Source organism: Sphaerisporangium sp. NPDC051017 (assembly GCF_040683095.1).
Lineage (GTDB): Bacteria > Actinomycetota > Actinomycetes > Streptosporangiales > Streptosporangiaceae > Sphaerisporangium.
Genome location: NZ_JBFBCI010000071.1, coordinates 14,097 through 41,030, shown reverse-complemented (window position 1 = coordinate 41,030; position 26,934 = coordinate 14,097). Strand labels below are relative to the sequence as shown.

General features: G+C 70.0%; 18 protein-coding genes and 1 tRNA gene. 6 read left to right on the top strand and 13 right to left on the bottom strand.

All coding sequences use genetic code 11. The features are described 5' to 3' along the window. Positions 1-45: 45 nt before the first annotated feature. Together AB0M95_RS35525 and AB0M95_RS35520 are read right to left on the bottom strand one after the other, a co-directional pair. The gene (locus tag AB0M95_RS35525; RefSeq protein WP_363774461.1) at positions 46-1,896 is read right to left on the bottom strand and encodes a ParB/RepB/Spo0J family partition protein; all 1,851 of its coding nucleotides are present in this window, start codon (positions 1,894-1,896) and stop codon (positions 46-48) included. 369 nt (positions 1,897-2,265) lie between these two features. Further along, positions 2,266-2,574 (bottom strand): hypothetical protein, encoded by a 309-nt coding sequence (locus AB0M95_RS35520; RefSeq protein WP_363774458.1) that lies wholly within the window; start codon positions 2,572-2,574, stop codon positions 2,266-2,268. Positions 2,575-3,804: 1,230 nt separating this feature from the next. Here AB0M95_RS35520 and AB0M95_RS35515 point away from each other — a divergent pair. Both AB0M95_RS35515 and AB0M95_RS35510 read left to right on the top strand, forming a co-directional pair. Next, complete coding sequence (locus AB0M95_RS35515; protein ID WP_363774455.1) at positions 3,805-4,557, top strand: hypothetical protein; 753 nt, start codon at positions 3,805-3,807, stop codon at positions 4,555-4,557. A 245-nt stretch (positions 4,558-4,802) separates the two neighbouring features. Further along, positions 4,803-6,158, top strand: coding sequence for a site-specific integrase (locus tag AB0M95_RS35510; RefSeq protein WP_363774452.1), 1,356 nt, complete (start codon positions 4,803-4,805; stop codon positions 6,156-6,158). A gap of 68 nt (positions 6,159-6,226) precedes the next feature. On the opposite strand, the gene AB0M95_RS35505 is transcribed toward AB0M95_RS35510, so the two are convergent. The 7 genes from AB0M95_RS35505 to tmk form a co-directional block, all read right to left on the bottom strand. Beyond that, positions 6,227-6,300, bottom strand: a tRNA-Thr gene (locus tag AB0M95_RS35505). A gap of 238 nt (positions 6,301-6,538) precedes the next feature. Beyond that, positions 6,539-8,077: an alpha/beta hydrolase gene (locus AB0M95_RS35500; RefSeq protein ID WP_363774449.1), complete on the bottom strand. Its 1,539-nt coding sequence runs from the start codon at positions 8,075-8,077 to the stop codon at positions 6,539-6,541. 131 nt (positions 8,078-8,208) lie between these two features. Next, complete coding sequence (gene ricT, locus AB0M95_RS35495) at positions 8,209-9,054, bottom strand: regulatory iron-sulfur-containing complex subunit RicT (protein ID WP_363774446.1); 846 nt, start codon at positions 9,052-9,054, stop codon at positions 8,209-8,211. Between the two features lie 259 nt (positions 9,055-9,313). Beyond that, positions 9,314-10,975: a hypothetical protein gene (locus AB0M95_RS35490; RefSeq protein ID WP_363774443.1), complete on the bottom strand. Its 1,662-nt coding sequence runs from the start codon at positions 10,973-10,975 to the stop codon at positions 9,314-9,316. Next, complete coding sequence (locus tag AB0M95_RS35485) at positions 10,972-11,502, bottom strand: SigE family RNA polymerase sigma factor (RefSeq protein WP_358518930.1); 531 nt, start codon at positions 11,500-11,502, stop codon at positions 10,972-10,974. Before AB0M95_RS35485 ends, AB0M95_RS35490 begins: the two co-directional genes overlap by 4 nt. A 71-nt stretch (positions 11,503-11,573) precedes the next feature. Then, positions 11,574-12,755 carry a DNA polymerase III subunit delta' gene (locus AB0M95_RS35480; protein WP_358518933.1) on the bottom strand — a complete coding sequence of 394 codons (1,182 nt, stop codon included), beginning with the start codon at positions 12,753-12,755 and terminating at the stop codon, positions 11,574-11,576. Between the two features lie 9 nt (positions 12,756-12,764). After that, positions 12,765-14,822 (bottom strand): dTMP kinase, encoded by a 2,058-nt coding sequence (gene tmk, locus AB0M95_RS35475; RefSeq protein WP_363774439.1) that lies wholly within the window; start codon positions 14,820-14,822, stop codon positions 12,765-12,767. Positions 14,823-15,179: 357 nt separating this feature from the next. Here tmk and efeU point away from each other — a divergent pair, with 357 nt between their 5' ends. From efeU to efeB, 3 genes are read left to right on the top strand one after another with little or no spacing between them, the layout of a single operon-like run. After that, complete coding sequence (gene efeU / locus AB0M95_RS35470) at positions 15,180-16,031, top strand: iron uptake transporter permease EfeU (protein ID WP_363774436.1); 852 nt, start codon at positions 15,180-15,182, stop codon at positions 16,029-16,031. 47 nt (positions 16,032-16,078) lie between these two features. Continuing rightward, positions 16,079-17,218, top strand: coding sequence for an iron uptake system protein EfeO (gene efeO, locus AB0M95_RS35465; protein ID WP_363774434.1), 1,140 nt, complete (start codon positions 16,079-16,081; stop codon positions 17,216-17,218). Positions 17,219-17,249: 31 nt separating this feature from the next. Beyond that, a complete protein-coding gene (efeB, locus tag AB0M95_RS35460) occupies positions 17,250-18,500 on the top strand; it encodes an iron uptake transporter deferrochelatase/peroxidase subunit (RefSeq protein WP_363774431.1) in 1,251 nt (416 codons plus the stop codon). 242 nt (positions 18,501-18,742) lie between these two features. Here efeB and topA read toward each other — a convergent pair whose 3' ends face one another. Beyond that, entirely contained in the window at positions 18,743-21,388 is a 2,646-nt protein-coding gene (topA, locus tag AB0M95_RS35455; RefSeq protein ID WP_363774428.1) for a type I DNA topoisomerase, read from the bottom strand. A 242-nt stretch (positions 21,389-21,630) separates the two neighbouring features. On the opposite strand from topA, the gene AB0M95_RS35450 reads away from it, so the two are divergent. After that, complete coding sequence (locus AB0M95_RS35450; protein ID WP_184609253.1) at positions 21,631-21,816, top strand: DUF5703 family protein; 186 nt, start codon at positions 21,631-21,633, stop codon at positions 21,814-21,816. 500 nt (positions 21,817-22,316) lie between these two features. Here the strand turns inward: AB0M95_RS35450 and AB0M95_RS35445 are convergent, their stop codons facing one another. From AB0M95_RS35445 to AB0M95_RS35435, 3 genes are all read right to left on the bottom strand, one after another. Then, positions 22,317-24,077: a chaplin gene (locus tag AB0M95_RS35445; protein ID WP_363774425.1), complete on the bottom strand. Its 1,761-nt coding sequence runs from the start codon at positions 24,075-24,077 to the stop codon at positions 22,317-22,319. A 607-nt stretch (positions 24,078-24,684) separates the two neighbouring features. Next, a complete protein-coding gene (locus tag AB0M95_RS35440; RefSeq protein WP_363774422.1) occupies positions 24,685-25,296 on the bottom strand; it encodes a hypothetical protein in 612 nt (203 codons plus the stop codon). A 239-nt stretch (positions 25,297-25,535) separates the two neighbouring features. Next, entirely contained in the window at positions 25,536-26,834 is a 1,299-nt protein-coding gene (locus AB0M95_RS35435; RefSeq protein WP_363774419.1) for a M20/M25/M40 family metallo-hydrolase, read from the bottom strand. Between the last annotated feature and the right edge of the window lie 100 nt (positions 26,835-26,934).

Sequence of the window (26,934 nt, the reverse complement as noted above, 5' to 3'; positions counted from 1 at the left end):
CACGCACGCCCTGAACAGGGTCAATTACGTGATCGGCATGCTCAATTACGTGATTGCAACCGCCTCACCGCTGCGCAATTCCGTGATCGTCGACACGTCGGCGTAGATGTCGGCGGCGTCGAACTGCTCGGCGAGGTCGGCTATCTCCTCCTCCACGTGGGCGGCCAGGTGGACCTCCTGCGGATCCGCTGCGGCGTCCGCGGGACCGGATGCCGACGCCGGGCCGGCGGAGGCGTCCGGCTCGGCAACGGGGCCCGGTTCGGACTCCTGCGTCCCCTGCGGCGCCTGCTCGACGGCGTCGATCGGCTGGTCATCGTGCTCCTCGGGGTCCTGACCGGCTACCGCCGTCTCGGTACTGGTCTGGTCGGTGTCTGCTTCCTTGATGAGGTCCTCGGCGGGGTTGTCGCCGCGGTAGGGAACGCCGTCGGCAACGGCCTTCTCGATCGGGCTGGGTTCATAGCCGTGCTTGGCGCCGATGTCGGCGATGAACCGCAGCCACGCTCCGGCGTCCTCGCGGGTGCACGGGGAGTACTTGTCCTCGCGCCAGGTGTTGCGCCGCTCCCCGTCACCGGTGATCTCCCGCTCGTAGGCGGTCGCGATGGGGGCGAGCGCGATCATCCACAGGCCCGGCTGGGTGCTCTTGGCCACCGTCTCCGGGGTGGGGGAGCCGAAGGACTCGAACAGACGGGAGTGACGGGCGCCGCCCAGCGCGCGGCACAGCGGCTCGGGCATCGTGACGAGCTGCTCGGTGATGAACCGGGCGATCGTGGATGCCACGTTCCTGGGCGGGGTCTTGAGCATCAGGAACTCGTGCAGCCACTGCTGCCGGACCGTGCCGGCGGCGACCCACGCCTTGTTCCCTTCGACCACGATCTTGCGGTCGGTGTCCGGCTTGGCCTCCTGGGCGGCGGGCGCGACGATGGCGGGTTCGGGAGGGCTGGTGGTACCGGTCTCGGCGAACACGTGGCCGTACTTGACCGGGTCCAGGCAGTAGTGGTTCGGGGAGGCGTTCATCCATGAGCCGAGCGACGCGCCCCGGCCGGGGCAGTCCGCGTGGGCGTCGGAATCCATGATCTGGTCGCCGTCCACCAGGCGGCTCAGCAGCACGGCCCCCTCGGGCCGCTCGCTGGTGACCGTGATCCCGGCCCGCTCCAGCTCGGCCACCATCTTGGCGCGGCGAGCCTTGGCTTCCCGCTCGTCCAGCAGGCGCTGCACCGTGTACTTCAGCGGGCCGTACCGGTTACGGCGGATCACCTCCATCGCCTCGGAGTCGTCCTCGAAGGGCTTGAGCAGCGCCAGCTCCTCCAGCGTCCACTCGTAGTCCATCCCCGCGGCGATCTCCTTGGCCATGTAGTTGAGACCACCGGCCCGCACCCCGGCCTTCACCTCGCCAGCGGACAGGCCCGTGGCCTTGCGGATCTCGGCTCGCGTCATCCCCGCCTGCGCCGCCGAGAACAGCGCCTGCGCCTCCTCATGCACCGTCAGGCTCGTGCGGAACCTGCTGCTGATCAGCATGTGCAGGTACTGAAGACCCTCGTCATCGGCGGTGTCGGCGGAGAAGAAGTACGGCACCGCCGACAGCCCGACCTTCAGCGCGGCGTCCAGGCGGACATTGCCATCCACCACCCGGTACCCGCCACCGGGGTCGACCGTGATCTCCAGCGGAGTGATGATCCCCGCCGTGGCGACCGACCGGCAGAACGCCTGGTCGGCCTGCTTGTCCTGCCGGACGTTCCCTGGGTGGCAGACAAGCAGCTCGACCGGGATCATCGGCCGCTCGGTGTAGATGGAACCCTCGTTCCCTGGTCCGGCGACGTCCGCGTCCGTGACGACGGAAAGGTTGTGCCCGGCAACTGCGTCGTCCGGTGCGTCGGGATCGGCTGTGACTTCGATCATGTGCCCTCCACAGGCTCATCGCGCCGAGCTCGCCGGCCACCGCCCTGCTGCGGCGACCGGGGACACAGGGCTGGTCCCTGCCCGGCTCAAGGCGCCCGCGACGCACGCGGCCGGGAACGCAATCCGGCGGTCCCGGCACCGGCCAAGATGTTTCCGACGCAGGAGGAAAGATCTCTGGGCGGGCCGGGGCGAGCGCAGCGAGAGCCGGTTGCGGGCACGGCAAGGGTGGCGCAGCCTTGGGAGCGGGGCAGGAGCCCTGCGCTCACGGACGCGCGGCGCCTGCGGCAGGGGATCGCGGGGAAATGACGCTGGTGAAGGCGGGGAGGTTACGGCCCTGCGGGGCCTGCTGGGACTTCGTCCGGCTGGATGTCAGTCGTCTCGGGAGACGATCACGGGCTGGCGCTTGATGATGGCGAAGACCGGAGTGGAAGGCCCGACGTAGGCACCGGTGACGTTGTACTCGATCCACTCACCGGCCTCTTCTTCGTCCATGCCCCAGCCCAGAAGGACCCGCAGGCACAGAGCCAGGTCATACAGAGCGACGATCCGCCGGGAGTTACCGAACCAGCCCTCGGCCATCCCGATCAGAGCGTCCTCGAAACCGTCCGCCAGAAGCGCCTCACCGTCACTGCACTCGGCCAGCCGCCCCCGGATCTCCTCGAACGAGGAATCAGTCATGCGCGCCCCCGGCTTTCTTACGCCGGAGTCTGCGGCGCGGGCGACCGCCACAGCCCTGGGGGGCCATCGCCAGAGGCAGCCCGCTCTTCACGTCGCAAGGCTGACCGCTGGCGACCGCAGCCTTGAGCCGATCATGGAATTCCCTGGCCACGGCCCGGTCACGGAACGATCGAGTCCTTCTGCGGCCAGCTACCGTCCAGCGCACTCGGTGAACCAGACCTCTTGGGCCCTCGTGACTGCCGATCCAGTCACAGACCCAAATCTTGTAGGTGACCCCGCTCTGGTGCACGCGAGCGCGGCAAGTTTGGTGGCCGCCGGGTGATGCATTCATGCTGACAACAGCTCCTTCGTTCGATGAGGGTGCACTCTCTCGACGATGGCTTGCCGACCCTCACGCGCCGAGGCGGTCATTCAGAGGCTTGCGCCCCGGCTATCGCGTCACGTAGAGGGATCCCCGGTTCCAGATTTGCACCCTAGTAGATGTAATGAGAGCACTTTATACTCAGATATATGAACTGGTCAATGGAGGACTGCAATCCGGGTGACGGGGCGGCGGTGTCACACGGAGATGTGGCCCTGGCCGGTCACCGCTCCGGTCTCCGACGGGAGCGATCGCCGCACCAGGTGGGCATTTCCTGTGCGCTGCACCGCAGCGCGACCCACCACATAGCGACTGAGACGTCATCTAGGAAGCAGACCCACGCCCTGCCGAGACCGCGACGTCGAGACGCGACAGGGACGTCGGCAGTCGCCGCACGGCCTGTCGTGCTGACGGTTCATCGGCGGTCAACAGCCATCAACGTCGGGGCCAGAGGGCTCGGGCCGATCCGCCAACCAACGCAGAAGGCGAAAGGTCCGTTCGCTGCTCCGCTCCGATCCGTACATACGACGATCACGAGAATCGCGAGTTCAACCGCAGTGACCACAGCCGCAAGCGCCGGAAGCACCCAGGCAGACCCAACGGGAAGTGCGATGCCGGCACCACCCAGCCCCAAGACCCGACCGTAGCTGAGTCGGCGCTGTGGTTCATAAATGAGCGCGTCCGCCTGTCCCTTGCCGCGCGAGCTACCCATCTCGATGCTCCAGCTTGCGTCCAGGCACCGGAAATGAGCGGAAGGCTTCAGGGAGCGGGCCTGCCGTCGCGCGTCGGGCGAATGGCATGACGGCCACGGTAGGGCGTAGACTTCCCCTAGTCAATCCGAACAGGAACTTGTCGATATGCACAGTAACATGAGTGATGTGGTCGCCGACCAGATCCGTAAGCACCGGAGCCGACTCGGGTTGACGCGGGAAGACCTCGCTGCCGAGTGCGCCAAATTGGGCGCGGACCAGCTCACCTTCGCGGCCTTGACCAACATCGAGACTGGCCGCCGCGACGCCTCTGGTCGCCGTAGGCGGGATGTGACAATCGACGAACTGGAAGTCATCGCACATGCCCTTGCGGTGCCGATGCTGCTGCTGGTGTTCCCCCTAGGCGAACTTGACTTGGTCCCGGTTTCCGCCTATCACCAGAGAATTCACCCGCACTTGGCGTGGAAGTGCGCCACGGGCGATGAGCCGCCTACGCACGTACACACTGATGGAACGCCCTATGCCGACCGCTCCACGATAGGGGCAAATGGCACGAGCAGGCTGGAGGCCTGGCGCTCGACGACGCGCCCCATTAAGCTGCACCGCCGCTTGACCGACGAAATCAGTCAACTGCGAAAGGCGACCGGCCGGCTGACTTATTTCGAGCACATTGGTCAAAGCGACTCGGATGAGGCTCAGCACGTGGTGAGGCTGCGCCAGCACCACCTCATCGAGGTGGCCACCATCATCGAGGAACTACTGGAGTCAGGCATGAAAGCACCGGTCTTCGACACCGAGTTGGCCCGCGAACTCGTCGCCACAGGCGTGATCAGCAGGCCTCAGGCACTAATCACCGACGAAGCCGTTCTAGACCTCCTCAACCAAGAACCCCCTGCAACTCCTCCCATCTGACACTAGAGCAAATGACCCTGTGTGTGGCTCTGGAGACTCCGAAGCCATCAACCGGCTACTCCCTCAAAATCGGTCACAGCGGCCCTTGCCGCCTGTTCAATGGCCGCTTCCAGCCGCGCCTGACGCGAACCGGTGCACGTCCGCGCCGATTACCCGGCTACCGGTGAGCGTCCGTCGATATGACAAGAGCCAATTGGTGAAACCTTCAATGCAGATCGCCTCCCCCTAGATGAAAGGCACCCGAAATGACAGAAACTCCCGAACGGGAGCAGCGCAGCCGCAAGCCCAATGGAGAAAGCACCATCTACCTCGGCGCTGACGGCAAGTGGCACGGCCGGATCACGATGGGCACCAAGCTCGACGGTACCCCCGACCGGCGGCACGTCGAGCGCAAGACCGAGGTAGAAGTCGTCAAGGCGCTCAAGGAGCTGACCAAGAAGCGCGACACCGGGCAGGCTGGCAAGGCTGGCCGGGTACAGACCGTGGAGCAGTTCGGGACCTACTGGCTGGACACGGTGCTGCCGATTGCAGACCGGGCACCGCGGACGATTTCCGACTATCGGAGCAAATGCAAGAACTGGATATTCAAGTACATGGGGAAGGTCCGGCTGGACAAGGTCACCGCAGAACACCTGGAAAACCTCTACGCGGAGATGCTGAAGGACGGCCAATCCCCCGGGCATGTCCGCAAGGTCCACGCCGTCATCAGCTCCATGTTCACCGCTGCGGTTCGCCGTGGTGCGGTCGCCAAGAATCCGGCCGAGCTCGTCGAGGTGCCAAAGCTCGGCGACGTCGAGAAGGACGTCCTGACGCGGGAGGAAGCGCGGAAAGTCATTGCCGAGACCCAGCAGCGGCGCAACGCGGCCCGCTGGTCGGTCGGGCTGGCCACCGGCACCCGTCAAGGTGAGACACTCGGCCTGAGGTGGCAGTACATCAACCTCGACACCGGCGTAGCGAAGATCTGGTATCAGCTTCAGCGGCTCACCTGGCAACACGGCTGCGACAACCCGCAAGCCTGCGGAGCGGCCCACCACCGCGAGGCATGCCCGAAGGACTGCACCTCCCACCGGCACCGGCCGGAGTGCGCACCCGGCTGCTACAGGACCGGCCACGTGTGCCCCAAGCCGTGCCCGAAGAAGTGCACCGCGCACGCGAAGGTGTGTCCACAGCGCAAGGGCGGCGGGCTTGTGTTCCGCCCGATCAAGGAGAAGCGCCGCAAGACCATCCACCTGGCACCCGAGCTGGTGGAGATCTTGCGCAGGCACAAGGAGATCCAGGACGTCGAGCGGATGGTGGCCGGCAAGGAGTGGACGGATCACGATCTCGTCTTCTGCCAGCCCAACGGCCAGCCGATCGATCCTCGGGTGGACTGGGATGAGTGGGCCAGCATCGTGAAGGCCGCGGGCCTTCCCCATCACAAGCTCCACGCTCAGCGGCACACCGCGGCGACCTTGGCGCTGGAGGCCGGGATCGCGCTGGCGGTGGTTCAGGAGATGCTGGGGCACTCCGACATCCGCGTCACCCGCGGTTACAGTCACGTAGCGTCGCCGCTGGCTCAGGACGCCGCGCAGAAGATGGGGAAGGCCCTCTGGGGGAACTGAGACGGAAAATGAGACGGAAGATCAAAAAGGCGCCCCTTGGGATCAAGGGACGCCCTGGTGAAACTGTGAGCCGCCTAAGGGAATCGAACCCTTGACCTACGCATTACGAGTGCGTCGCTCTGGCCGACTGAGCTAAGGCGGCGGGCTGCGATGGTGACCGCAGCGTGTGGAAGTCTACAGGTTTTCGGTGGTTCTTGCGCCAGGGCGGGGTGGAGGCGTTCAGGTCAGGGTGGGGTGAGGCGACCAGGACGGGCGGCGTGGGTCGCGTGGCGTTGCGGTGGCCAGGATGGGTGGCCCGGGTCAAGTGCCCATCCAAGGGGGCCGGGTCAGGAGCCCCTCCAGGCCCGGCTTGGGTCGGGTGGCGCTGTGGGGCGGGTTGGTTACGTGGCCTTGGGGCAGAGGGTGCCGGACGCTGGTGGGGTTAGGGAGATCAAGTACTTGTCGACCGCCTGGTCTATGCAGGTGGAGCCGGTGCGGTACGCCGTGTGGCCGTCGCCGTCGTAGCTGAGGAGGACGCCCGAGGAGAGTTCCGAGGCCAGGGACTTGGCCCATTGGTACGGGGTGGCGGGGTCGCGCTGGGTGCCGACGACGAGGATGGGCGGGGCGCCGAGGGCACTCAGGGGTTTGTTGGTGCCGGTGGGCTTGACCGGCCAGTAGTCGCACGGCAGGGAGCCCCACATGACGTACGCGCCGAAGTGCGGGGACTGCTGCTGGGCGGTCTTCGCGGCCTCCTCGTAGGTGGCGATCTTGTGCGGGTAGGAGTGGTCGAGGCAGTTGACGGCCATGTTGGCCTCGGTCTGGTTGGAGTACGTGCCGTCGGGCTTCCGGTCGACGAGGATGTCGCCGAGCTTGAGCAGCATGGTGCCATCGCCGCGGAAGCCCCGGGCGAGGGCGGTCCTGAGCACGGGCCAGCTGCGCTTGTCGTAGAGGGCGGCCAGGATGCCGAGCGTCACCCATGACTCGTCGACGGCCCGCCCGTCGCCGGTGGTGTTGCGCAACGGGCGCTGGTCGGTGGCCTTGAGGAAGTCCGTGAGCCGTGACAGGGCCACGCTGGTGTCGCGCCCCGGGAAGGGGCAGTTCTTGTGGACGAAGCAGTCGGCGAGGAAGGATCGGAACGCGACCTCGAAGCCCTGCGCCTGGGCGGCGTTGACCGTGGGCACCGGCGGGAGGGCGGGGTCGATGGCCCCGTCGAGGACCATGGCGCGGATCTTCTTCGGGAACAGGTCGGCGTAGACCGCGCCGAGGTACGTTCCGTAGGATTTGCCCAGGTAGGTGATGCCCTGATCGCCGAGCGCGGCGCGCAGGACGTCCATGTCGCGGGCGGCGTCGGCCGTGCCGACGTGCGGGAGCAGCTTGGCGGACCGCGCCTGGCAGCCCTCGGCGAACTGCTTGGCGCCCTTGGCGAGGGCGCTGACCTCGGCGGGGTCGTCCGGGGTGCCGTCCAGGCCGATGAACGCGTCGAGCTGCGGGCCGGTCAGGCAACGGACGGGCGCGGACTTGCCGACGCCGCGCGGGTCGAAGCCGACGGTGTCGAACCGCCCGAGGACGGCCGGAGTGAGGACGATGTTCGCGGCGCGCGCGTACTCGATGCCGGATCCGCCCGGTCCGCCCGGGTTGAGGATGATGGAGCCGATGCGCTTGCCCCCGCTGGCGGGGAGCCGGATGAGGCTGATCTGGATGCGTTCGCCGCCGGGGTTGGCGTAGTTCAGCGGAACGTCGAGCTTGCCGCACTGGAAGTCGTCCTGGCACGGCGTCCATGTGATCTTCTGCGTGTAGAACGGGGCGAGGGCGGCGGCGGGCGCCTGGGTGGCCGGCGCGGAGGGGCTCGCGGCCGTGGGCGGGTCGGCCGGGGACGCGCTGTCCACCGGATCGCCCGACTCCCCCTCGGCCGAGCAGGCCGCCGCGAGCAACGCCGACATCACAAGGGCGGTAGCCGTACGGCTACCGCCGGAAAAGCGCATCATGCGCCGACCACCTATCCCCCGTCGCCAGAACCCGAGGAGTTGATCATCCCCACGGCGGTTAGGTTGTACCCCCTCTACCTGGGGTTTCACTCCTCAACCGGCAATAGCCGGTCACCGTACCTCTCGTCGTGCTGCTTGCGCGGCGAGCACACGTCGGCACGGGAGCAGGCGCAGCGCCGACCTCCGTCGTTCAGCCGGACGATCACCGAGTCGGAGGGGACGTTGTGGCCGACGACGGTGCCGGAGCCCTCGGGGGTGTCCACGGCGGCCCCAGTGCGCGGAGCGGACGCCCGGAACTCCTGGTATAGGGGGTGCTCGTACTTCAGGCAGCACATCAGCCGGCCGCACGCGCCCGCGATGCGCAGGGGGTTGACCGGAAGGTCCTGGTCCTTGGCCATGCGGACGGACACCGGCTCGAAGTCCTTGAGGAAGGTCGCGCAGCACAGGTCGCGGCCGCAGGGGCCGATGCCGCCCTGCAGGCGGGCCTCGTCGCGCGGGCCGATCTGGCGAAGCTCGACCCTGGCCCGCAGGTTGCGCGCGAGGTCGCGGACGAGGGCGCGGAAGTCGACGCGGTGGGGGGCGGAGAAGTACACGGTGTAGACGTTGTCGGCGTCGAGGTAGTCGACTCCGACGATCTTCATGGGCAGTTCGTGCCGCTTGATCAGCCTTTTGGAGACACTGCGGGCCTCGGCGCGGCGACGGCGGTTGGTCTCGTCGCGGCCGAGGTGCTCCTCGCCCGCGATGCCGGCGCACACCGGCAGGCCGTCGATGTCCTCGCTGACCCATTGCGGCGCCCAGACGCACTCGGCCACCTCGGGCCCGGCGTCGGTGGGGACGAGCACCTTGTCCCCGACCTTGGGGCTGTGGCCGCCCGGGTCGAGGTAGTAGAGCCTCCCGTAGCGAGTAAAGCTCACGGCCATGATCACGCCCATGGAACCCTCCGCCTCCTCGCCGGTACGGCCGCGGGCTCCTGCCCGAGCCGACGTGAACCACCCCCGGCGCGAGCCTCGCGGATCACGCCGACGCGGTTCTGGCCCACATTACGCGCAGTGCGGTTTACCCAGGCAATACCAATCGTCAACCGGAAGTTGACCTGGCCACAATCGCGGGCCGGGCGACGAAAGCGGCCACGGCCGAGGACATCCCGGCTGTGGCCGCTTCAGATCGCGTCAACCACCTCAGGTCAGACCGTCACCAGGTCACGGAGGGGTAGGTGTGGTCGTCGTGGGTCAGTACCTGGTAGCCGGAGGCGGTGACGGCCGCGATCTCGTCGCCGCGCCGGACGATGAAGCGCTCGGAGGCGCCGTCCACGGCGAGAAGTCGCATTCCGCCCTTCTCGTCCTTGTAGACCGTCTCCAGAAGCCGCCCGTCCGAGGCGTCGAACCGGACGATCGCCGCGGTCGAGGGCTCCACCTTCTCCTTGGTCCCGTTGACCGTGAGGACGACCCGGCCGAGCGAGGCGATGATCCGCGAGCCGTCCGCGTTGAGGCGGTACCCCTGCAGGCCGCCGTTTCCTCCGACCGCCTCTGAACTCAGGGTGATCTTCCGGCTCGTGCCGAGGTCCTCGCCCCCGACGGTCGTGTCAATCAGGTAGACGTCCGGCGAATCGGGCGCCATCTCGACCCGTCCCGAGGGGATGGGCGTGGTGCCCGACTTGCCCGGCCCGGGGGCCTCTCCGGTGCGCGGGTCGACCGCGACGGTGGCCGACGCCGTGGGGACCGCGGGCTCCGCCGGAACGGCCTCGGGCCCCGACGGGGGCTCGCTCGCGGCCCCGGGGGCGCCCGGGGAGGGCGGCACCACGCGGGTCGTCCGCCCTGGGGGCGACGGGGACGCCGGGGTGGCCATGTCCCGGCTCGGCCCCTCACCTGTCCCGTACCCCTGGGCATCGGGCTTGGCCGGGACGGCCGACTCGAGGGTGAAACCGCCGGACGAAGGGGCGGGCACGGAGGTGCCGTCGCCCGACGGCGGCGCGGAAGCGGTGGTGTCGCCGATCGGCGGGACGCCCGGCCCGGCGGGCACGGAGGTGGCGTCGCCCGGCGCGGGGACGATCACGGTGCCGCCGGCCGACGTGTCTGGGCCTGGTGTCTTTCGCGGATCCGTCAGGAGGAACCGCCCGCCCCCCTCGGCGGTGTTCGTCCCGTAGACGCGCACTACGTTCGGGTACTGGTAGGCGACGTACCGCCCGTCGCCGCTCATCGCGACGTTCGTGAAGATCTTGCCTTCCTCCGCCTTCCATGTGCGCGTCTCGCCGGACGCGGTGTCCGCCACCACCAGTCCGCCGGTCCGATCGGTGGCCCGGCACGGCTGGATCGCGTACGCGAGCTTCGAGCCGTCCCCGCTGACCGCCAGGGGGTCGGCCGTCCCCTCGGACAGCTCGATCGGCAGCCGGTCGAACGCCTGGGCGGCGCCGGAATCGTCGACGGTGAGCCGGTAGAAGTGCCCCTGGCACCCGGGCCCGACCGTGGAGACGTAGAAGCGCCGGTTGTCCTCGGCGGCCTGCGCGGACCAGAAGACCTCGTCCTTCGAGGGCGCCGGGACGCTCGCGACCTGCTCGCCGTTCATGCCGCGCACGCTGAGCGAGCCGGTGGAGGCGACGAGGAAGAACTTCGGCACCGCGGCGGGCCCGGCCGCGGCGACCTGGGGCCCCGTGCCCGCGCGTACGGCCACCGCCCCCGCGGTGATGGCCGCGATCACGGACGCCGCCGCGACGACGGGGACGAACCAGGACTTCTTCCGGCGCGGCTCGGGACGTTCCATGCCAGCGGCCGAGAACCTCAGCCCTGGGACGTCGTGGACGGTGTCCCCCACGGCTGTCGTGGCGTCGCGCAGCCTTGCGATGATGTCGTCGTTCACGGATGCTCCCCCAGGAGGCGGCCGAGCGCGTCCAGGGCTCGGGCGGTGGTGGATTTGACGGTGCCCCGGCTGACGCCCATGACCTGGGCGGTCTCCTCTTCGGACAACTCGGCGTAGTAGCGGAGGACGAGCACCTCGCGCCGGCGGCGTGGCAGTTGGTGGAGGGCTTTCAGGACGGCGCGGCGCTCGGCGCCGAGCAGCGCCGCGGCCTCCGCGGACCAGACGGGCGGTTCGTAGGCGCCGGCGAACCAGGACGGCAACCGGCGCCGCCTGAGTACGGTGCGGGCGTTGTTGAGGACGGCGCTACGGAGGTAGACCAGCGCGTTCGCGGGGTCGCGTAACGCGCCGTAGCGGCGGTGGAGGCCGAGGAACGCCTCCTGGACCACGTCCTCCGCGCTCTCACGGTCGCCGACCAGCACGAGCGCGAGCCGGGTCAGCCCGAGCGCGTGGCCCGCGTACAGCGCCGTGATCGCGTCCTCGGCGTCACGTGGATCGGAGGTGCGCTCCGAGATTTCGGAAGCCTGCATGTCCAAGAGACGCGGCAGCCTTCCTCCGGTTGCTCGGCATCCGATATCCGGCTAAAAGGCGGGCAAGGCGCTCACAACCGGGGCCGCCACAACGACAGCGTCAGCGCCTCGACGGCGATCTGCGGGTTGACGTTGGCCGCCAGCCGCTCGCGGCAGAGCATGATCGCGTCGATTCGCCGCAGCGTGTCCTCGGGGGAGCTCGACGAGGCCAGCGCCTCCAGATCGGCGGAGCGGTCCTCGGCGGACAGCTCGACCCCCGCCCCGAACTGCACGGCCAGGACGTCGCGGTAGTAGGCGACCAGGTCGAGCAGGGCCATGTCGAGGGAGTCGCGCTTGATGCGTGTGGCCCGGGACTTCTGCCGGTCCTCGAGTTCCTTCATCGCCCCGGCGCCGCCGCGCACGAGCCCCTTGTTGAGGCCCTTGCCCGTGGACCCCTCGCCGTAGATCTTGCGCAGCTCGGTGGTCTCGGCCTCGTTCAGGTGGGCGGTCGCCTCCTCGGCGTCCTCCGAGGACGTCTTGACCAGCCGCTCGGCCGCCTCCACGCACTCGCCGAGGCCGGTCAGCGTGCGGGGCAGCGCCAGGACGGCGTCACGGCGCCGCCGCGTCTCCTCGTCCAGGGCCAGGCGGCGGGCACGGCCGATGTGGCCGCGCGTGGCGCGGGCGGCGAACTCGGCCGTCTCGAACGACACGTTGTCGCGGGTGGCCAGCACGTGCGCGATGGCCGCCGTCGAGGGCGTGCGCAGCGTCACGACCCGGCACCGGGACCGGATGGTGATCACCATGTCGTCCGGCGAGGGCGCGCACAGCAGCCAGACCGTGCGCGGCGGCGGCTCCTCGATGGCCTTGAGCAGGGCGTTGGCGGCGGCCTCGGTCGCGCGGTCGGCGTCCTCGAACAGGATGACGCGCCAGCGGCCGAGCGTCGGCGCCCCCGAGGCCCTGAGGACGAGTTCGCGGGTCTGCTTGACGCTGTACGAGAGGCCCTGCGGGCGTACGGTCTCGACGTCGGGGTGGGAGCCGACGCCGACCTGGTGGCACATGTCGCAGTGCCCGCATCCGAGGTCGGGGCACAGCAGCGCCGCCGCGAACGCCTGCGCGGCCTCCGAGCGGCCGGACCCGGGCGGGCCGGTGAACAGCCACGCGTGGGTCATGCCCGCCCCGCGCCCGCCGGCGAGGGCCTCGGCGGCGGCCGCCGCGGCGCGCTGGAGCACCGCCGCCGCCTGCTCCTGGCCGACCAGGTCGTCGAAGACTGTCACGCGGCCAGGTTAGTCGCGGATGGCGGGCATCGTGCCGGTGATGGCCTCGGTCTCCTGCGGGACGGGGTCGGGGAGGATCTCGCGGACGCGGTCCTGGACGACCCGGGAGATCTCCTCCTGCGTCTGCGTGCCGTCCACGACCAGGTAGCGGTCGGGGTCGGCGGCGGCGAGCGCCCGGAACTCGCGGCGCACCCGCTCGTGGAACTCCATCGGTTCGGCCTCGATGCGGTCGGCGGGCGAGGCCAGCCGGGCCAGGCCGGTGGACGGCGGCACGTCGATGAGGACGGTCAGGTCGGGCGTGAGGCCACCGGTGGCCCAGGAATTGACCTTGGCGACGTCCTGCGGCTCCAGCTCGCGCCCGGCGCCCTGGTAGGCGAGGGAAGAGTCGACGTATCGGTCGGAGATGACCATCGCACCCCGCTGGAGGGCCGGGCGGATGACCTTCTCGACGTGCTCGGCGCGGTCGGCCGCGTACAGCAGCGCCTCCGAGCGCGCCGACAGCCCGTGGTGGGCGGAGTCGAGCAGGATCGCCCGCAGGCGCATGCCGACCTTGGTGGACCCGGGCTCGCGCGTCTGGACGACGTCGAAGCCCTGGTCGCGCAGCCAGATGGCGACCAGCCGGGACTGCGTGGTCTTGCCCGACCCCTCGCCGCCCTCGAAGGCGATGAACATGCCGCGCGCCGGCTCGCCGCTGTCGGCGACGTACCGCTCGCCCTTCAGCGCGGCCATCAGGTCGGAGCCGATGGGGACCTCGCGCCGGTCGTCCATGTGCCGCAGGGCGAGCACGCCGACGACGATCGCCACGACGGCGCCGATCAGCATGACCAGGCTGGGCCCGTCGAAGCGGTAGACGAGCCCGGCGCCGATCGAGATCGCGTGCTTGCCGAACAGGCCGGACAGCGCGGGCGCGACGGCGACGACGAGCAGGAGCGTGACCCGGGCCAGGGACTGCAGGAACGAGAACGTGCGCCCGCGGATGGCGTCCTCGACCTCGAGGCCGATCAGCGTGTATCCGATGATCCACGCGATGCCCGCGCAGGCGCCGAGCACGACGACGAGCATGACCACGATCACCAGGTTGTGGATGAGCGCGGTGGCCGCGAGGACGATGCCCGCGGTGACGATGGCCAGCCCGAACAGGCGGCGGCGCGACAGCTCGCGCAGCAGGCGCGGCCCGAAGAAGATGCCGAGCGCCATGCCGACGAAGACGGCGGCGAAGACGGTGCCGTACGCGGCGTCGCCCCCGCCGAGCGCGACGACGTACACCTTGGCCACGCCGACGACCGCGCCGCCCGCCGCGAACGCGCCGAGCATGCCGATGACCAGGCCGCGCACCATGCGGTTGGCGCCGACGTACCGCCAGCCGTCGATGATCTGCCGGAGCACCGAGGGCGAGGAGACCTTGGTGGTGTGCTCCTTGGGGATGCTCGTGAGCGTGAAGATCAGGAACGCGGAGACGACGTAGGCGACCGCGTTGAGCACGAGCGCGAGGTGGGCCGGGTGCCAGGTGAAGGAGGGCACCGCCTGGCCGACGACCTCGATGACCACCGACAGGACCGCGAACAGCGCGGCGGCGACCGGCGCGGAGCCGTACGTCACCAGCAGGTTGAGCTGGTTGGCTTCCTCCAGGCGCTCCTTGGGCACGAGGTTCGGGACGGTGGCGTCCTTCGCGGGGACCCAGAACAGGTTCACGCACTCGACGAGGAACGTCGCGATGATGATCCACTGGTAGCTGCCGACCAGCGGGATCGACAGCACGAACGCGAAGCGCAGCAGGTCGCTGGTGAACATCGTCAGGCGGCGGTCGAACCTGTCGGCGAACGCGCCCGCCAGCGGGCCGAGGAGGATCGCGGGGAGCATCTTGACGACGAAGACGCCGCCGATGGCGAGGCTCTGCGCCTGGAACCCCGACCCCTGGGTGAGATAGGCCGCGAACGCGGTGATGGCGATGATGTTCAGCCAGTCGCCCAGGCTGCAGACCGCCATGGCCGTCCACAGCCGGCGGAACGGTGCGTTGGCCAGCACGTGGGGGGGTTTACGGCGCGCGGACCGGCCAGAGGTGGTCATGATGTCAGCGTATCCAGGTGTTCGCTGGGCTGGGCTGGATCGGTGGCGGGGACGCTGCCACGCCTGCCGCTCCAGCCCCCGAGCGTATTACCTTCCCACCGCCTCCGCAGGCGACATGCAGTGAAAGGCCGGATTCCGCCATGTTTCCGGCGCCCCGCAGGCGCGGGCGTCCGGGGTGGCGCGGGCGCGGGCGGGGAACGAGCCCGAAACCGATGTGGCGCGGACGCCACACAAGACTTACCTCGCATGATCTCGGCCTCGCGACACGGGATGGCCCCTGTAGGCCACCCACTTGCCACCGCTAAGGTAATGCTGTCCTAATTTAGGCAAGGCTAAGCAACAATCAGGGAGACCACAGTGTTCGCCAGCTATCTCATCGGCCTCCGGGAGGGCCTTGAGGCGACCCTCGTCGTGTCGATCCTGGTGGCCTTCCTGGTGAAGAGCGACCGGCGTGACAGGCTCCCGTACGTCTGGGGCGGGGTCTCCGCCGCCGTCGCCCTGTCGGTCGGGTTCGGCGCGCTGCTGACGTTCACCGCCGCCCACCTCGACTCCCGGCAGCAGGAGCTGTTCGACGCCGTGGCGTCCATCGCCGCCACGGTCTTCGTCACCTTCATGATCTTCTGGATGCGCACCGCCGCCCGCAAACTCTCCGGCGACCTGCGCGCCAAGCTCAGCGAGGCCCTCGGTCTCGGCGCCGCCGCCGTGGTCGTGATGGCCTTCCTGTCCGTCGCGCGCGAGGGCCTGGAGACCGCGCTGCTGTTCTTCGCCGCGGCCCAGGGCGCCGGCACCACGTCCTCCCCCCTGATCGGCTTCACCCTCGGCATCGCCACCGCGATCGCCCTCGGCTGGGGGCTGTACAAGAGCGCGCTGCGCATCAACCTCGGCAAGTTCTTCACCTGGACGGGCCTGCTGCTCATCATCGTCGCCGCCGGCATCTTCAAGTACGGCGTGCACGACCTCGTCGAGGGCGGCCTGGTGCAGGTGCTGACGGCCCCGGCCTTCGACCTGACCGGCGCGCTGCCGCCCGACGCCTGGTACACCACGCTGCTCAACGGCGTCTTCAACTTCACGCCGCAGCCCACCACCATCGAGACCATCGCCTGGGTCGCGTACCTCGTGCCGGTGCTGGTGCTGTTCCTGATGCCGGCGCGCAAGGGACCGGGGGCGTCGCGCGCGCCGTCCACCACGCCGGCGTCCGCCGCCTCCTGAACTCAGGCCCCAACACCTCGTCTAGAACCATCGTGAACTGGAGAAACATGCGTACCGCCACTGCCATCACCGCCGGCGCGCTGGCCCTCGCCGGGCTGACCGCATGCTCGTCGACGAGCGGCGGCGGCGACACGTCCGCGCAGTCCTCCGGCAAGCCCGGGAAGATCACCGTCGCGGCCTCGGACACCGAGTGCAAGGTCTCCACGACCGCCCTGCCCGCCGGCACCTCGACCTTCCAGGTGACCAACGGCGGCAGCAAGGTCACCGAGTTCTACGTCTACGCGGCGGGCGACCGCGTCATGGGCGAGGTCGAGAACATCGTCCCCGGCCTCACCCGCGAGGTCATCGTCGAACTGCCCGCCGGCGCGTACGAGACGGCCTGCAAGCCCGGCATGATCGGCAAGGGCATCCGCAACCCGCTGAAGGTGAGCGGCACCGCCGCGTCCCTGTCCGACGACGCCCAGCTCGCCCAGGCCGCCAAGGACTACGGCCGCTGGGTCAAGAGCCAGACCGACACCCTGCTGGTCAAGACCCAGGAGTTCGTGGACGCCGTCAAGGCGGGCGACGTCGACAAGGCCAAGACCCTGTACCCGATCGCGCGGACGTACTGGGAGCGCATCGAGCCCGTCGCCGAGAGCTTCGGCGACCTCGACCCCGCCATCGACGCCCGCGAGGACGCGATCGAGCCGGGCGCCGAATGGACCGGTTTCCACAGGATCGAGAAGGACCTGTGGGACACCAAGGACATCAGCAAGGACGGCCCCATCGCCGACAAGCTGATGGCGGACGTGAAGAAGATCGTCGACCGGGCCAACTCCGAACCGCTGTCCCCGCTCAAGCTGGCGACCGGCGCCAAGGGCCTGCTCGACGAGGTCGCCACGGTCAAGATGACCGGCGAGGAGGACCGCTACTCGCACACCGACCTGTGGGACTTCGCGGCCAACCTCGAAGGCTCCAAGGGCGCGATCGCCGCGCTGCGTCCCGTCCTCACCGAACGGGACCCCGCCCTGGTCACGACCCTGGACGAGAAGTTCGCCGCCGCCGAGGGCACGCTGGGCAAGCACCGCTCCGGCGACGGCTGGAAGCTCCACACCGAGCTGTCCAAGGCCGACCTGAAGGAGCTGTCCGACTCGATCAACGCGCTGGCCGAGCCGATCAGCAAGGTCGCCGCCGTGATCGCCAAGTGAGCGGGCGGACCCAGGGGCGCGAGGAGACGCGATGAAACAGATCAACCGCCGCACGCTGTTCGGCCTGGGCGCGGCCGGGGTCGCCGCCGCGGGCACGGGCGTCCTGGCCTCGCGCACCCTCCTGGAGGGTGCGCCCCCGGCCGCCGCGGCCTCGACCTCCGACCCGGTCGCCTTCTACGGCGAGCACCAGGCGGGCATCGTCACCCCCGCGCAGGACCGCCTGCACTTCGTCAGCTTCGACGTCGTCACCAAGAAGCGCGACGAGCTCGTCGACATGCTCCAGGAGTGGACGGCGGCCGCCGCCCGCATGACCCAGGGCAAGGACGCCGGCACGTTCGGCGCGGTCGGCGGCGTCCCCGAGGCCCCGCCGGACGACACCGGCGAGGCGCTCGGCCTGCCCGCCTCCGGGCTGACGATCACCATCGGCTTCGGGCCGTCCCTGTTCGACGACCGGTTCGGGCTCGCGGCCAAGAGGCCCGCCGCCCTCGCCGACCTGCCGAAGTTCCCCGGCGACGCCCTCCTGCCCGAGATCTCCGGTGGCGACATCTGCGTCCAGGCGTGCGCCCACGACCCGCAGGTCGCCGTCCACGCGATCCGCAACCTCGCCAGGATCGGCTTCGGCAAGGTGTCGGTCCGCTGGTCCCAGCTCGGCTTCGGCCGCACCTCGTCCACCTCGCGGGCACAGGCCACCCCGCGCAACCTCATGGGCTTCAAGGACGGCACCGACAACCTCAAGCTCGAGGACGCCGAGATGCTGAAGCAGCAGCTCTGGGTCGCCCCCGAGGACGAGCCGGCGTGGATGACCGGCGGCAGCTACATGGTCACCCGCAAGATCCGCATGAACATCGAGACCTGGGACCGCGCCCCGCTGTCCGAGCAGCAGCAGATCTTCGGCAGGGACAAGGGCGAGGGCGCGCCGCTCGGAAAGTCCCGCGAGTTCGACCCGATCGACTTCAACGCCAAGGGCGCGGACGGCGAGCCCGCCATCGCCATGGACGCCCACGTCCGCCTGGCGCACCCGTCCACACACGGCGGCGCCCACCTGCTGCGGCGCGGCTACAACTACGTGGACGGCTCCGACGGGCTCGGGCGGCTGGACGCCGGGCTGTTCTTCATCGCCTACCAGCGCGACCCGCGCAAGCAGTTCGTCCCGATCCAGATGGAGCTGGCGCGCAAGGACCTGCTGAACGAGTACATCAAGCACGTCTCCAGCGGGCTGTTCGCCTGCCCGCCGGGGCTGCGCGACGCGGGCGACTACTGGGGGCGCACCCTCTTCGCCTGAGCCGTTCGCCCCTTACGCCCCTGGACGCCCACGCCGGGCGCTGGGGGCGTTTCATGTACCGGGCCCTGGTTCCGGCTTCCGATCACGGATTCTCGGACCGCTACGGGCCGCTCAGGGCCGCGGAGAGGGGTTCACGCAGCCGTACGCCGGATAGGTTTTCCACTTTCCCGGCAAAAACGGAAATTTCCGTCGCGCCCGGGTTGGTAGGCATACCTCCGGGCACGACGGAAATTTCGCACACATCAGGACTTGGCGCCCGCCTTGGCACGCGTGCGCTTCGGCGCGGGCCCGCGGGCGCGGCGCTCCTGCAGCAGCTCGGCCGCCCGCTCGATGGTGATCTGCTCCACCGAGTCGTCCTTGCGGAGGGACGCGTTCGTCTCGCCGTCGGTGACGTACGGCCCGAAACGACCCTCCTTGACGACGACCGGCTTGCCGGTGGCGGGGTCGTTCCCGAGTTCGCGCAGCGGCGGCGCGGCGGCCGCTCGACCCCGGCCCCGCTGCTTGGGCTGCGCGAACAGCTCCTTGGCCCGCTCGATCGTCACCGTGAAGATCTCGTCCTCCGAGGTCAGCGAGCGCGAATCCGTCCCCTTCTTGATGTAGGGGCCGAACTTGCCGTTCTGCGCGGTGACCTCCTCGCCGTCGATCCCTCCGAGCACGCGCGGCAGCGAGAGCAGCTTGAGCGCGTCCTCCAGGGTGATCGTGTCCAGGGACATCGACTTGAACAGCGAGCTGGTGCGGGGCTTCGGAGCGTCCTTCTTCGCCCTCTTCTTGCCGTCGGCGGGCGGCTCCTCCTCGGGGAGGATCTCGGTCACGTACGGCCCGAAACGCCCGGTCTTCGCGACGACCTTGTGCCCGCTGACCGGGTCCGTGCCCAGCTCGCGCTCGCCCGAGGGCTGCTTGAACAGCTCCTCCGCCTTCTCGGCCGTCAGCTCGTCCGGCGCGAGATCCTCTGGGACGTTCACCCGCGCGCCGTCGCGGTCCAGGTAGGGCCCGTACCGGCCGACGCGGATGACGATGTCCGTCCCGTTGATCGGGAACGAGCTGATCTCCCGGGCGTCGATCTCGCCGAGGTCGCTGACCAGCTCCTTCAACCCCTGGCCGTGGTCACCGAAGTAGAAACGGCGCAGCTCGGGCACCCGCTGGGCGCGGGCGTTGGCGATGTCGTCGAGCACCTTCTCCATGTCGGCGGTGAAGTCGTAGTCGACGAGGTTGCCGAAGTGCCGTTCCAGCAGGTTGACCACCGCGAACGCCAAGAAGGACGGCACCAGCGCCGTCCCCTTCTTGGAGACGTACCCGCGATCCAGGATCGTGCCGATGATCGACGCGTACGTCGACGGGCGGCCGATCTCACGGTCCTCCAGCTCCTTGACCAGCGACGCCTCGGTATACCGGGCGGGCGGCCTGGTCGCGTGGCCCTCTGCGCCGAGCTCCAGCGCGGTCAGCGGGTCGTTCTCGTGGAGGTTCGGCAGCCTGCGCACGGAGTCGTCGCGGTCGGTGGCCGGGTCGTCCGCGCCCTCGACGTACGCCTTCAGGAAGCCGTAGAACGTGATCGTGCGGCCGCTGGCGCTGAACTCGACCTTCTCGCCGGTCGAGGACGTGCCGGCGATGCGCACGCTGACCGACTCGCCGACGGCGTCCTTCATCTGGGACGCCACCGTGCGCTGCCAGATCAGCTCGTACAGCCGGAACATGTCCGCGCTGAGCCCGGTCTCGCCGGGAGTGCGGAACTCGTCCCCCGAGGGCCTGATGGCCTCGTGCGCCTCCTGGGCGTTCTTCACCTTGCTCGCGTACACCCTCGGCTTGTCCGGGACGTACTCGGCGCCGTACAGCCGCACGGCCTGGCTCCTGGCGGCGGCCAGCGCGGTATCCGACAGGGTGGTGCTGTCGGTACGCATGTAGGTGATGAAGCCGTTCTCGTACAGCTTCTGCGCGACCTGCATGGTGTACTTCGCCGAGAAGCCGAGCTTGCGGCTCGCCTCCTGCTGCAGCGTGGTCGTCCGGAACGGCGCGTACGGCTTGCGCGTGTACGGCTTGCTCTCGACCGAGGTCACGGCGTACGCCGAGCCCTCCAGGCGCTGGGCCAGGGCCCGCGCGGCCTGCTCGTCCAGGTGCAGGACCTCGGCGCTCTTCAGGGCGCCCGTGCTGGCGAAGTCGCGGCCCTGGGCCACCCGGCGGCCGTCCACGCCGGTCAGCGTGGCGCGGAAGCTGCGGGGGTCCTCGTCGCGGCCGGTGTCGAAGAGGGCCTGCAGGTCCCAGTACTCGGCCGAGGTGAACGCGATGCGCTCGCGCTCGCGCTCGACCACGAGGCGGGTGGCGACCGACTGCACCCGGCCGGCGGACAGGCGCGGCTTGACCTTCTTCCACAGGACCGGGCTGACCTCGTAGCCGTAGAGCCTGTCGAGGATGCGCCGGGTCTCCTGGGCGTCCACCAGGCGCAGGTTCAGGCCGCGGGGGTTGGACACCGCGTCCCGGATCGCCTGCGGAGTGATCTCGTGGAACACCATGCGGTGCACCGGGATCTTGGGCTTCAGCACCTCCTGGAGGTGCCAGGCGATGGCCTCGCCCTCGCGGTCCTCGTCAGTGGCGAGGTAGAGCTCGTCGGCGTCCTTGAGAAGCTGCTTCAGCTTGGACACCTGGGACTTCTTGTCCGGATTGACAACGTAGAGCGGCTCGAACTCGTGGTCCACGTTGACCCCGAGGCGGGCCCATGCCTCGCCCTTGAACTTCTCGGGGATGTCCTCGGCCTTTTCGGGCAAATCACGAATGTGACCGATGCTGGACTCCACGATGTAGCCACGCCCGAGGTACCCCGCGATCGTCTTCGCCTTCGCAGGCGACTCCACGATCACCAGGCGGGTTCCGCCGGCGTTGCCGTTGTTGGCTGGCACGCTGCTTCCTACCTCGCTGTTCGCTGTCGTTCTCCTGGCGGTCGCTCCCGGCCCGCCGTGGGCGGCCGGCCGGGTGATCCGTCACAGGCATGAAGGTAACCCGTCGTCGGAAACTTCTCCCCGTCGGACTACCCGGTCACTTACCGGTGTTCCACCTACCTGGACCCGATACCCACGAGGACGCAGAATAGAGCCCAGAGAGTGCCAGCGTCCCCTTGCACACCCTTCGGAGACTAATAGCAGTGCTCGAGTACTCCTATTTGGACCTGTACCTCCCGCGCGGGACCACACGGGAAACCGCCCGCCGGGTACTGACCGAGCATGCCGAGCACGGGCACTGGGAGCTGGACCGTCTGAGGTTGTATCCCGACGGGCGCCGGTACGTCCGGCTGCGCCGGAAGATCCTGCGGGTGGCCAGCACACTGTAATCCTCGACATCCTCGGCACCCCACTGTAAACCCTGGACATGGCTTTGCCCGCCCCGGGCCGCGCCCCCGGAACGGGCAAAGCATCTGTGCTCCGCCGCGCGAACCGGGCCCCACGGCCCTGGGCCGCGGCCTGTGTTCGCAGGCTGCGAAGCGTCTGTGACTCCGCCGCAGGATCACGGCGAAGGGTTTGTGACCCCACCTCGCGCGTTCGCACGAAGTGCTTGTGACTCTGACCTCACGCGTGTGCCACAGGCGTCGAAGACCCCTCTGACCTCACGCGTCCGCACGTAGTGCTCGTGACTCCCGTCGCGCCGCCCGGAGCCGACGATCTATAACAGAACCGCATGGCTCGCGGCCCGTCGTCCGCTCCGTGGCGACGCGCGTGAGCGCTGTCGCGGCGCTCACCGGGCGCCACCCGGCCCCGCGTCGCGTGGCTCGCGACGCGGAACCGGCCGGTCCTACCGGCGGTGTCGCTCCGCCGGCGTCTCACTCCGGGTCGTTCACCTGCGGCGGAGACGGCGGGTGCTCGCGACGAGCGTGGCCGAGGCGGCGAAAAGCGCACCGGCCAGCAGGGCCACCAGCGAGCCCGCGTTCATGCCCGTGACGCCGAGCGGCCGCTCCGCGCTCATCAGGCCGATCTTGTCGCCCGCGAGGGGCAGGGTGCCCGTCGCGGAACGTCCACCGGCGATGTCCCCGGCGGGCGCGCCAGAGACGATCTTGCTGACGGGGGCGAGCGGGTCGCCGGCGGAGGCTCCCTGGGCCGCCGGGAGGCCCGGGGTCACGGGGAGCTCGGGAAGGCCGAGGGGCCTCTGGCGACCACTGGTGGCCGGGAGCTGAGGCCCCCCCGCCAGGCTCGACTGGTGGCTCGGCGCGGCCGGCCCGCGCTGCGCGGGGAACGCCGGGACCAGCGGCATCTCGGGCAGCAGACCGAGGCCGGGCCGCTTGTCGGCGGTCACGTCGCCCGAGCTTCGGGCCCAGTGCCCGGCGCCGTGCCCGGCGCCCTGGCCGCCCACGCTCGCACCGCCCAGGCAGCCCGCGGCGGCGTCTCCCAGCACGGCGACGGCGTTGCCGCACACGTTGATGGGCGCGGTGATCGGGGCGACGACCTGGTTACCGCCGAGCACGCTGTGACGGCCGTCCGTCCTGTTGCCGCCCGCGCCGCGGCCGCCGCCGCCCTTGACCGTCGCGCCCCCGGCGCAGTGCGAGAACGCCCGGCCGATCACGGCCACGGACGTGCCGCAGACGTTGATCGGCGCGGTGATCGGGGCCACCACCTGGTTCCCACCGAGCACCGACGCGTACCCGGACGTACGATTGCCGCCCGCGCCGCCGCCGATGCCCGCGGCCGGGGCGCTGACGCCGCCCGGGCAGGTCGCGGCGCCGTTGCCCACGGCGTTGCCGCACACGTTGATGGGCGCGGTGATCGGGGCGACGACCTGGTTACCGCCGAGCACGCTGTGACGACCGTCGGTGGAGTTGCCGCCCGCGCCACCGCCCCCGCCGGGGCCGTTGTAGCCGTCGCCGCCCCTGGTGACGGTCGCGCCGCCCCGGCAGCCCGAGAACGCGTGGCCGATCGCGGCCACCGAGGTGCCGCAGACGCTGACCGGCGCGGTGATCGGGGCCACCACCTGGTTGCCGCCGATCACCGACCCGCGCCCGGACGTACGGTTGCCGCCCGCGCCCTGCCCGCCGCCGACCTTCGCCGTCGCGCCGCCCCGGCATCCGGCGGCCGACCGGCCGATGACCGCGACGGCGTTGCCGCACACGTTGATGGGCGCGGTGATCGGGGCGACGACCTGGTTACCGCCGAGCACGCTGTGACGCCCGTCCGTCGAATTGCCGCCCGCGCCGGCCAGGCCGCTGCCGCCGCCCTTCACTTCGGCCCCGCCCCGGCAGCCCGCGTCGGACAGCCCGATGACCGAGACCGCGTTCCCACAGGCGTTGACCGGCGCGGTGATCGGCGCCTTGACCTGGTTGCCGCCGAGGACGCTGCCGTCGCCGTTGGTGGTGCCCGGGGTGGCGGACGCGCCGGAGCCGCCGTGGACGGACGAGCCGCCGCGCGAGGAGGCGGACGCGCGGCCCGCGACGCCGACCGCGTTGCCGCTGATGTCGACGGGAAGGGTGATGGGCAGGTCGATCTGGTTGCCTCCGCCCACCGAACCGGTGCCGGAGGTGTCGGCATAGGCCGTGCCGCCGCTGAAAGCCAGGACGCCGACCGCCAGAAGTGCGGCGGGAGCGGAGCCCTTCGCCCACGTACGCATAATTGATTCGCTCCTTGTTTTCTGGGGGGATTTGTTTTCTTGGGGGGAGTTCCTGACACACCCGCGTGGTGGACGGCCTTCCTGACGGGCGCCGGGTGTCCGGCCCGTCTCAGGGCCGTCCCACCGTGACGCCGTTAGCCGCCGTGACGCCGTGGCTGGCGTGGCCGCCGTGACGCTGTGAGGCGCCGTGGCCGCCGTGCGGTTCGAGATGTCGCCGGGCGACGACGTGCCGAGTGCCACCGCCCGGAATGGCATGCCGGGCGCGGGTCACGCACACGGTCGTGTGCGCCTTTCACGGGACGTCGGTCACTGGAAATCTCGGTTCATAGCGGGATTTCGCCTGGTGGGACCGGAGATGCGAGGTGCCCATCACAGGTGCCGCCACTGGTACCGCCGCCGGCCACCGTGACCACAATGACCGTCGATAACCGTCGACGCGGATGCGGGAGATGACGCGTCACCCGCGCGGAGACCGCTCACAGCTCTCCCGAAGAGTCGTCTCCGAGGCGTCACTCTCGTGAAGAGCCACCATCGAGGAGAGCTGTGATCTGCGGCGCGCTCCGCGACCGGCCGGCCCCAGCGGGCCCGTACCGGCAGAGGGCGGGGATCAGTCGGGAGAGAAAGAGGGATCGTCCGCGGCTGTGCGGACGACGGGGGCGGGCGCACTCGCCCTGACAGCGGGCGCGACCACGAGCCTCGGGTCGAAGACGGACCGCGCGACGTCCCCCAGACCCGGCCCGAACGGGCCGGAACCACCACCCCGGGGCACGATGCCGTCGGCCCCCGCCGAGTGATCGGCGGTGGATGGCGTGGGATGTGCGGGCTTGGACTGGCTGGTGAGCCCGTCCACACTGCGTCCCGCCATCGCCCCGGCATCGGCCGAGGCGGTGTCGCTCACCGTGGGGAAACCGCCGGACGGAGCCGGCCCGGAGGCGACAAGAGGCGCATGAGGTGGTGGCGCGAAGGCGGGACCGCGCGCCGCCGCCGACGTACCGGCGGAGGCGCCCGCCACGGCCTGGGACTGGCTCGCCGCGACCGGGGAGACCTGGACGTCCTCGCCCGCGCGGCCGGCCGCGGCGACGTGCCCCGAGGGGACGTGCGGCTCCGCGGACGCCGTGCCGGCGAGGCCGAAGAGCAGGCCGAGGACCCAGCCGACGGCGATCAGACCGCCGACGGCCAGCAGACGACCGAACCGGGAGCCGGCCACGAACCGTGCCATCCGGACTTCCCGCGTCGCGATCGTCTGAGCCCGATCGCCCGAAGCGGCCGCGGGCACGCACCGAGCCGCGGCGGGCGACTCGCCCACCCGCGGTCCCAGACCGGTGCGTGCCACGCGACCTCCCCGAACACCCTCGATCAGCCCAGCTTTCGCAGGGCTGATCGTGTACACCAACCCCTCAACGGAAAGTTACCGTATCAGCACGAGCAGTGAACGGCAAAGCATTTCCCTGGAACCGGTCAGCACGCGTCCAGGAAGCGGTCAAGGACGCGCACGCCGAACTTGAGCGAGTCGATCGGCACGCGCTCGTCGATGCCGTGGAACATCCCGGAGAAGTCCAGGTCGGCGGGCAGGCGCAGCGGCGCGAACCCGAACCCGCGGATGCCCAGGCCGCTGAGCGCCTTGAGATCGGTGCCCCCCGACAGCGTGTACGGCACGGCCCGCGCGCCCGGATCCTCGGCGAGCAGGGAGTCCGCCATGGCCTTGACCAGCGGGCCCTCGAAGGCCGTCTCCAGCGAGATGTCGTGGTACACGAACTCCCTGGTGATGTTCGGCCCCATCAGCTCGTCGATGGTCGCGAAGAACTCCTCCTCGTACCCGGGCAGGAACCGCCCGTCCACATGCGCCGTCGCGACCTGCGGGATCACGTTCGCCTTGTAGCCGGCGTCGAACATCGTCGGGTTGGCCGTGTTGCGCAGCGTGGCCCCGATCATGCGGGCCAGCGGGCCGAGCTTCGCGGCCGCCGCCTCGGCGTCGTCGGCCTCCACCTCGATGTCGAACGCCTCCTTGAAGAAGTCGCGCACCGTCGGCGTCAGCCGGATCGGCCACTCGTACCGGCCGATGCGGCCCACCGCCTCGGCCAGCTCGGTGACCGCGTTCTCGCTGTTCAGCATGGACCCGTGCCCGGCGCGCCCGGTCGCCGTCAGCTTCATCCAGGCGATGCCCTTCTCGGCGGCCTCGATGAGATACAGACGGTTGCCCTCGCCCACCGAGACGCTGAACCCACCGACCTCGCCGATCGCCTCGGTGCAGCCCTCGAACAGCTCCGGATGCTCGGTCGCCAGCCACTGCGCCCCGTACGCGCCCCCGGCCTCCTCGTCCGCCGTGAACGCGAGCACGACGTCCCTCGGCGGCCTGCGCCCCTCGCTCAGCCTCTGACGCACCACCGCGAGGATCATGGCGTCCATGTTCTTCATGTCCACCGCGCCCCGACCCCAGACGCACCCGTCGGCGACCTCGCCGCTCAGCGGATGGTGCTTCCAGTCGGAGGCGTTGAAGGGGACCACGTCGAGGTGCCCGTGAAGCACCAGCCCGCCACGGCCGGAATCCTCGCCCTCGATGCGGGCGATCACGCTCGCCCGCTTGTGATCACTCTCCAGGATGCGCGGCTCCAGCCCGACCTCCGCCAGTTTCCCGGCGACGTACTCGGCGGCCACCCGCTCCCCGGGGCCCGTGTTGTCCCCAGGATTTGTCGTATCTATACGGATCAGGTCGCGGCACAGCTCGGCGACCTCATCCTCACCTTTGAACACGGACATGCGTGCTCCTTCGGTCCGGGTAGGGGCTGACCCCACCATCCTGCCGCCAGAACCCCTGTTCCCCCTACTCAGGCACCCCCTCCCGCCCACGCGCTCACCC

Coding starts and splice junctions, on each gene's coding strand:
- tmk (WP_363774439.1), bottom strand. CDS start 14,822: ATGACCACCTCTGGCCGGTCCGCGCGCCGTAAACCCCCCCACGTGCTG.
- AB0M95_RS35520 (WP_363774458.1), bottom strand. CDS start 2,574: ATGACTGATTCCTCGTTCGAGGAGATCCGGGGGCGGCTGGCCGAGTGC.
- AB0M95_RS35440 (WP_363774422.1), bottom strand. CDS start 25,296: ATGGCACGGTTCGTGGCCGGCTCCCGGTTCGGTCGTCTGCTGGCCGTC.
- AB0M95_RS35445 (WP_363774425.1), bottom strand. CDS start 24,077: ATGCGTACGTGGGCGAAGGGCTCCGCTCCCGCCGCACTTCTGGCGGTC.
- efeO (WP_363774434.1), top strand. CDS start 16,079: ATGCGTACCGCCACTGCCATCACCGCCGGCGCGCTGGCCCTCGCCGGG.
- AB0M95_RS35485 (WP_358518930.1), bottom strand. CDS start 11,502: ATGCAGGCTTCCGAAATCTCGGAGCGCACCTCCGATCCACGTGACGCC.
- AB0M95_RS35510 (WP_363774452.1), top strand. CDS start 4,803: ATGACAGAAACTCCCGAACGGGAGCAGCGCAGCCGCAAGCCCAATGGA.
- AB0M95_RS35525 (WP_363774461.1), bottom strand. CDS start 1,896: ATGATCGAAGTCACAGCCGATCCCGACGCACCGGACGACGCAGTTGCC.
- AB0M95_RS35435 (WP_363774419.1), bottom strand. CDS start 26,834: ATGTCCGTGTTCAAAGGTGAGGATGAGGTCGCCGAGCTGTGCCGCGAC.
- AB0M95_RS35515 (WP_363774455.1), top strand. CDS start 3,805: ATGAGTGATGTGGTCGCCGACCAGATCCGTAAGCACCGGAGCCGACTC.
- ricT (WP_363774446.1), bottom strand. CDS start 9,054: ATGGGCGTGATCATGGCCGTGAGCTTTACTCGCTACGGGAGGCTCTAC.
- AB0M95_RS35500 (WP_363774449.1), bottom strand. CDS start 8,077: ATGTCGGCGTTGCTCGCGGCGGCCTGCTCGGCCGAGGGGGAGTCGGGC.
- efeB (WP_363774431.1), top strand. CDS start 17,250: ATGAAACAGATCAACCGCCGCACGCTGTTCGGCCTGGGCGCGGCCGGG.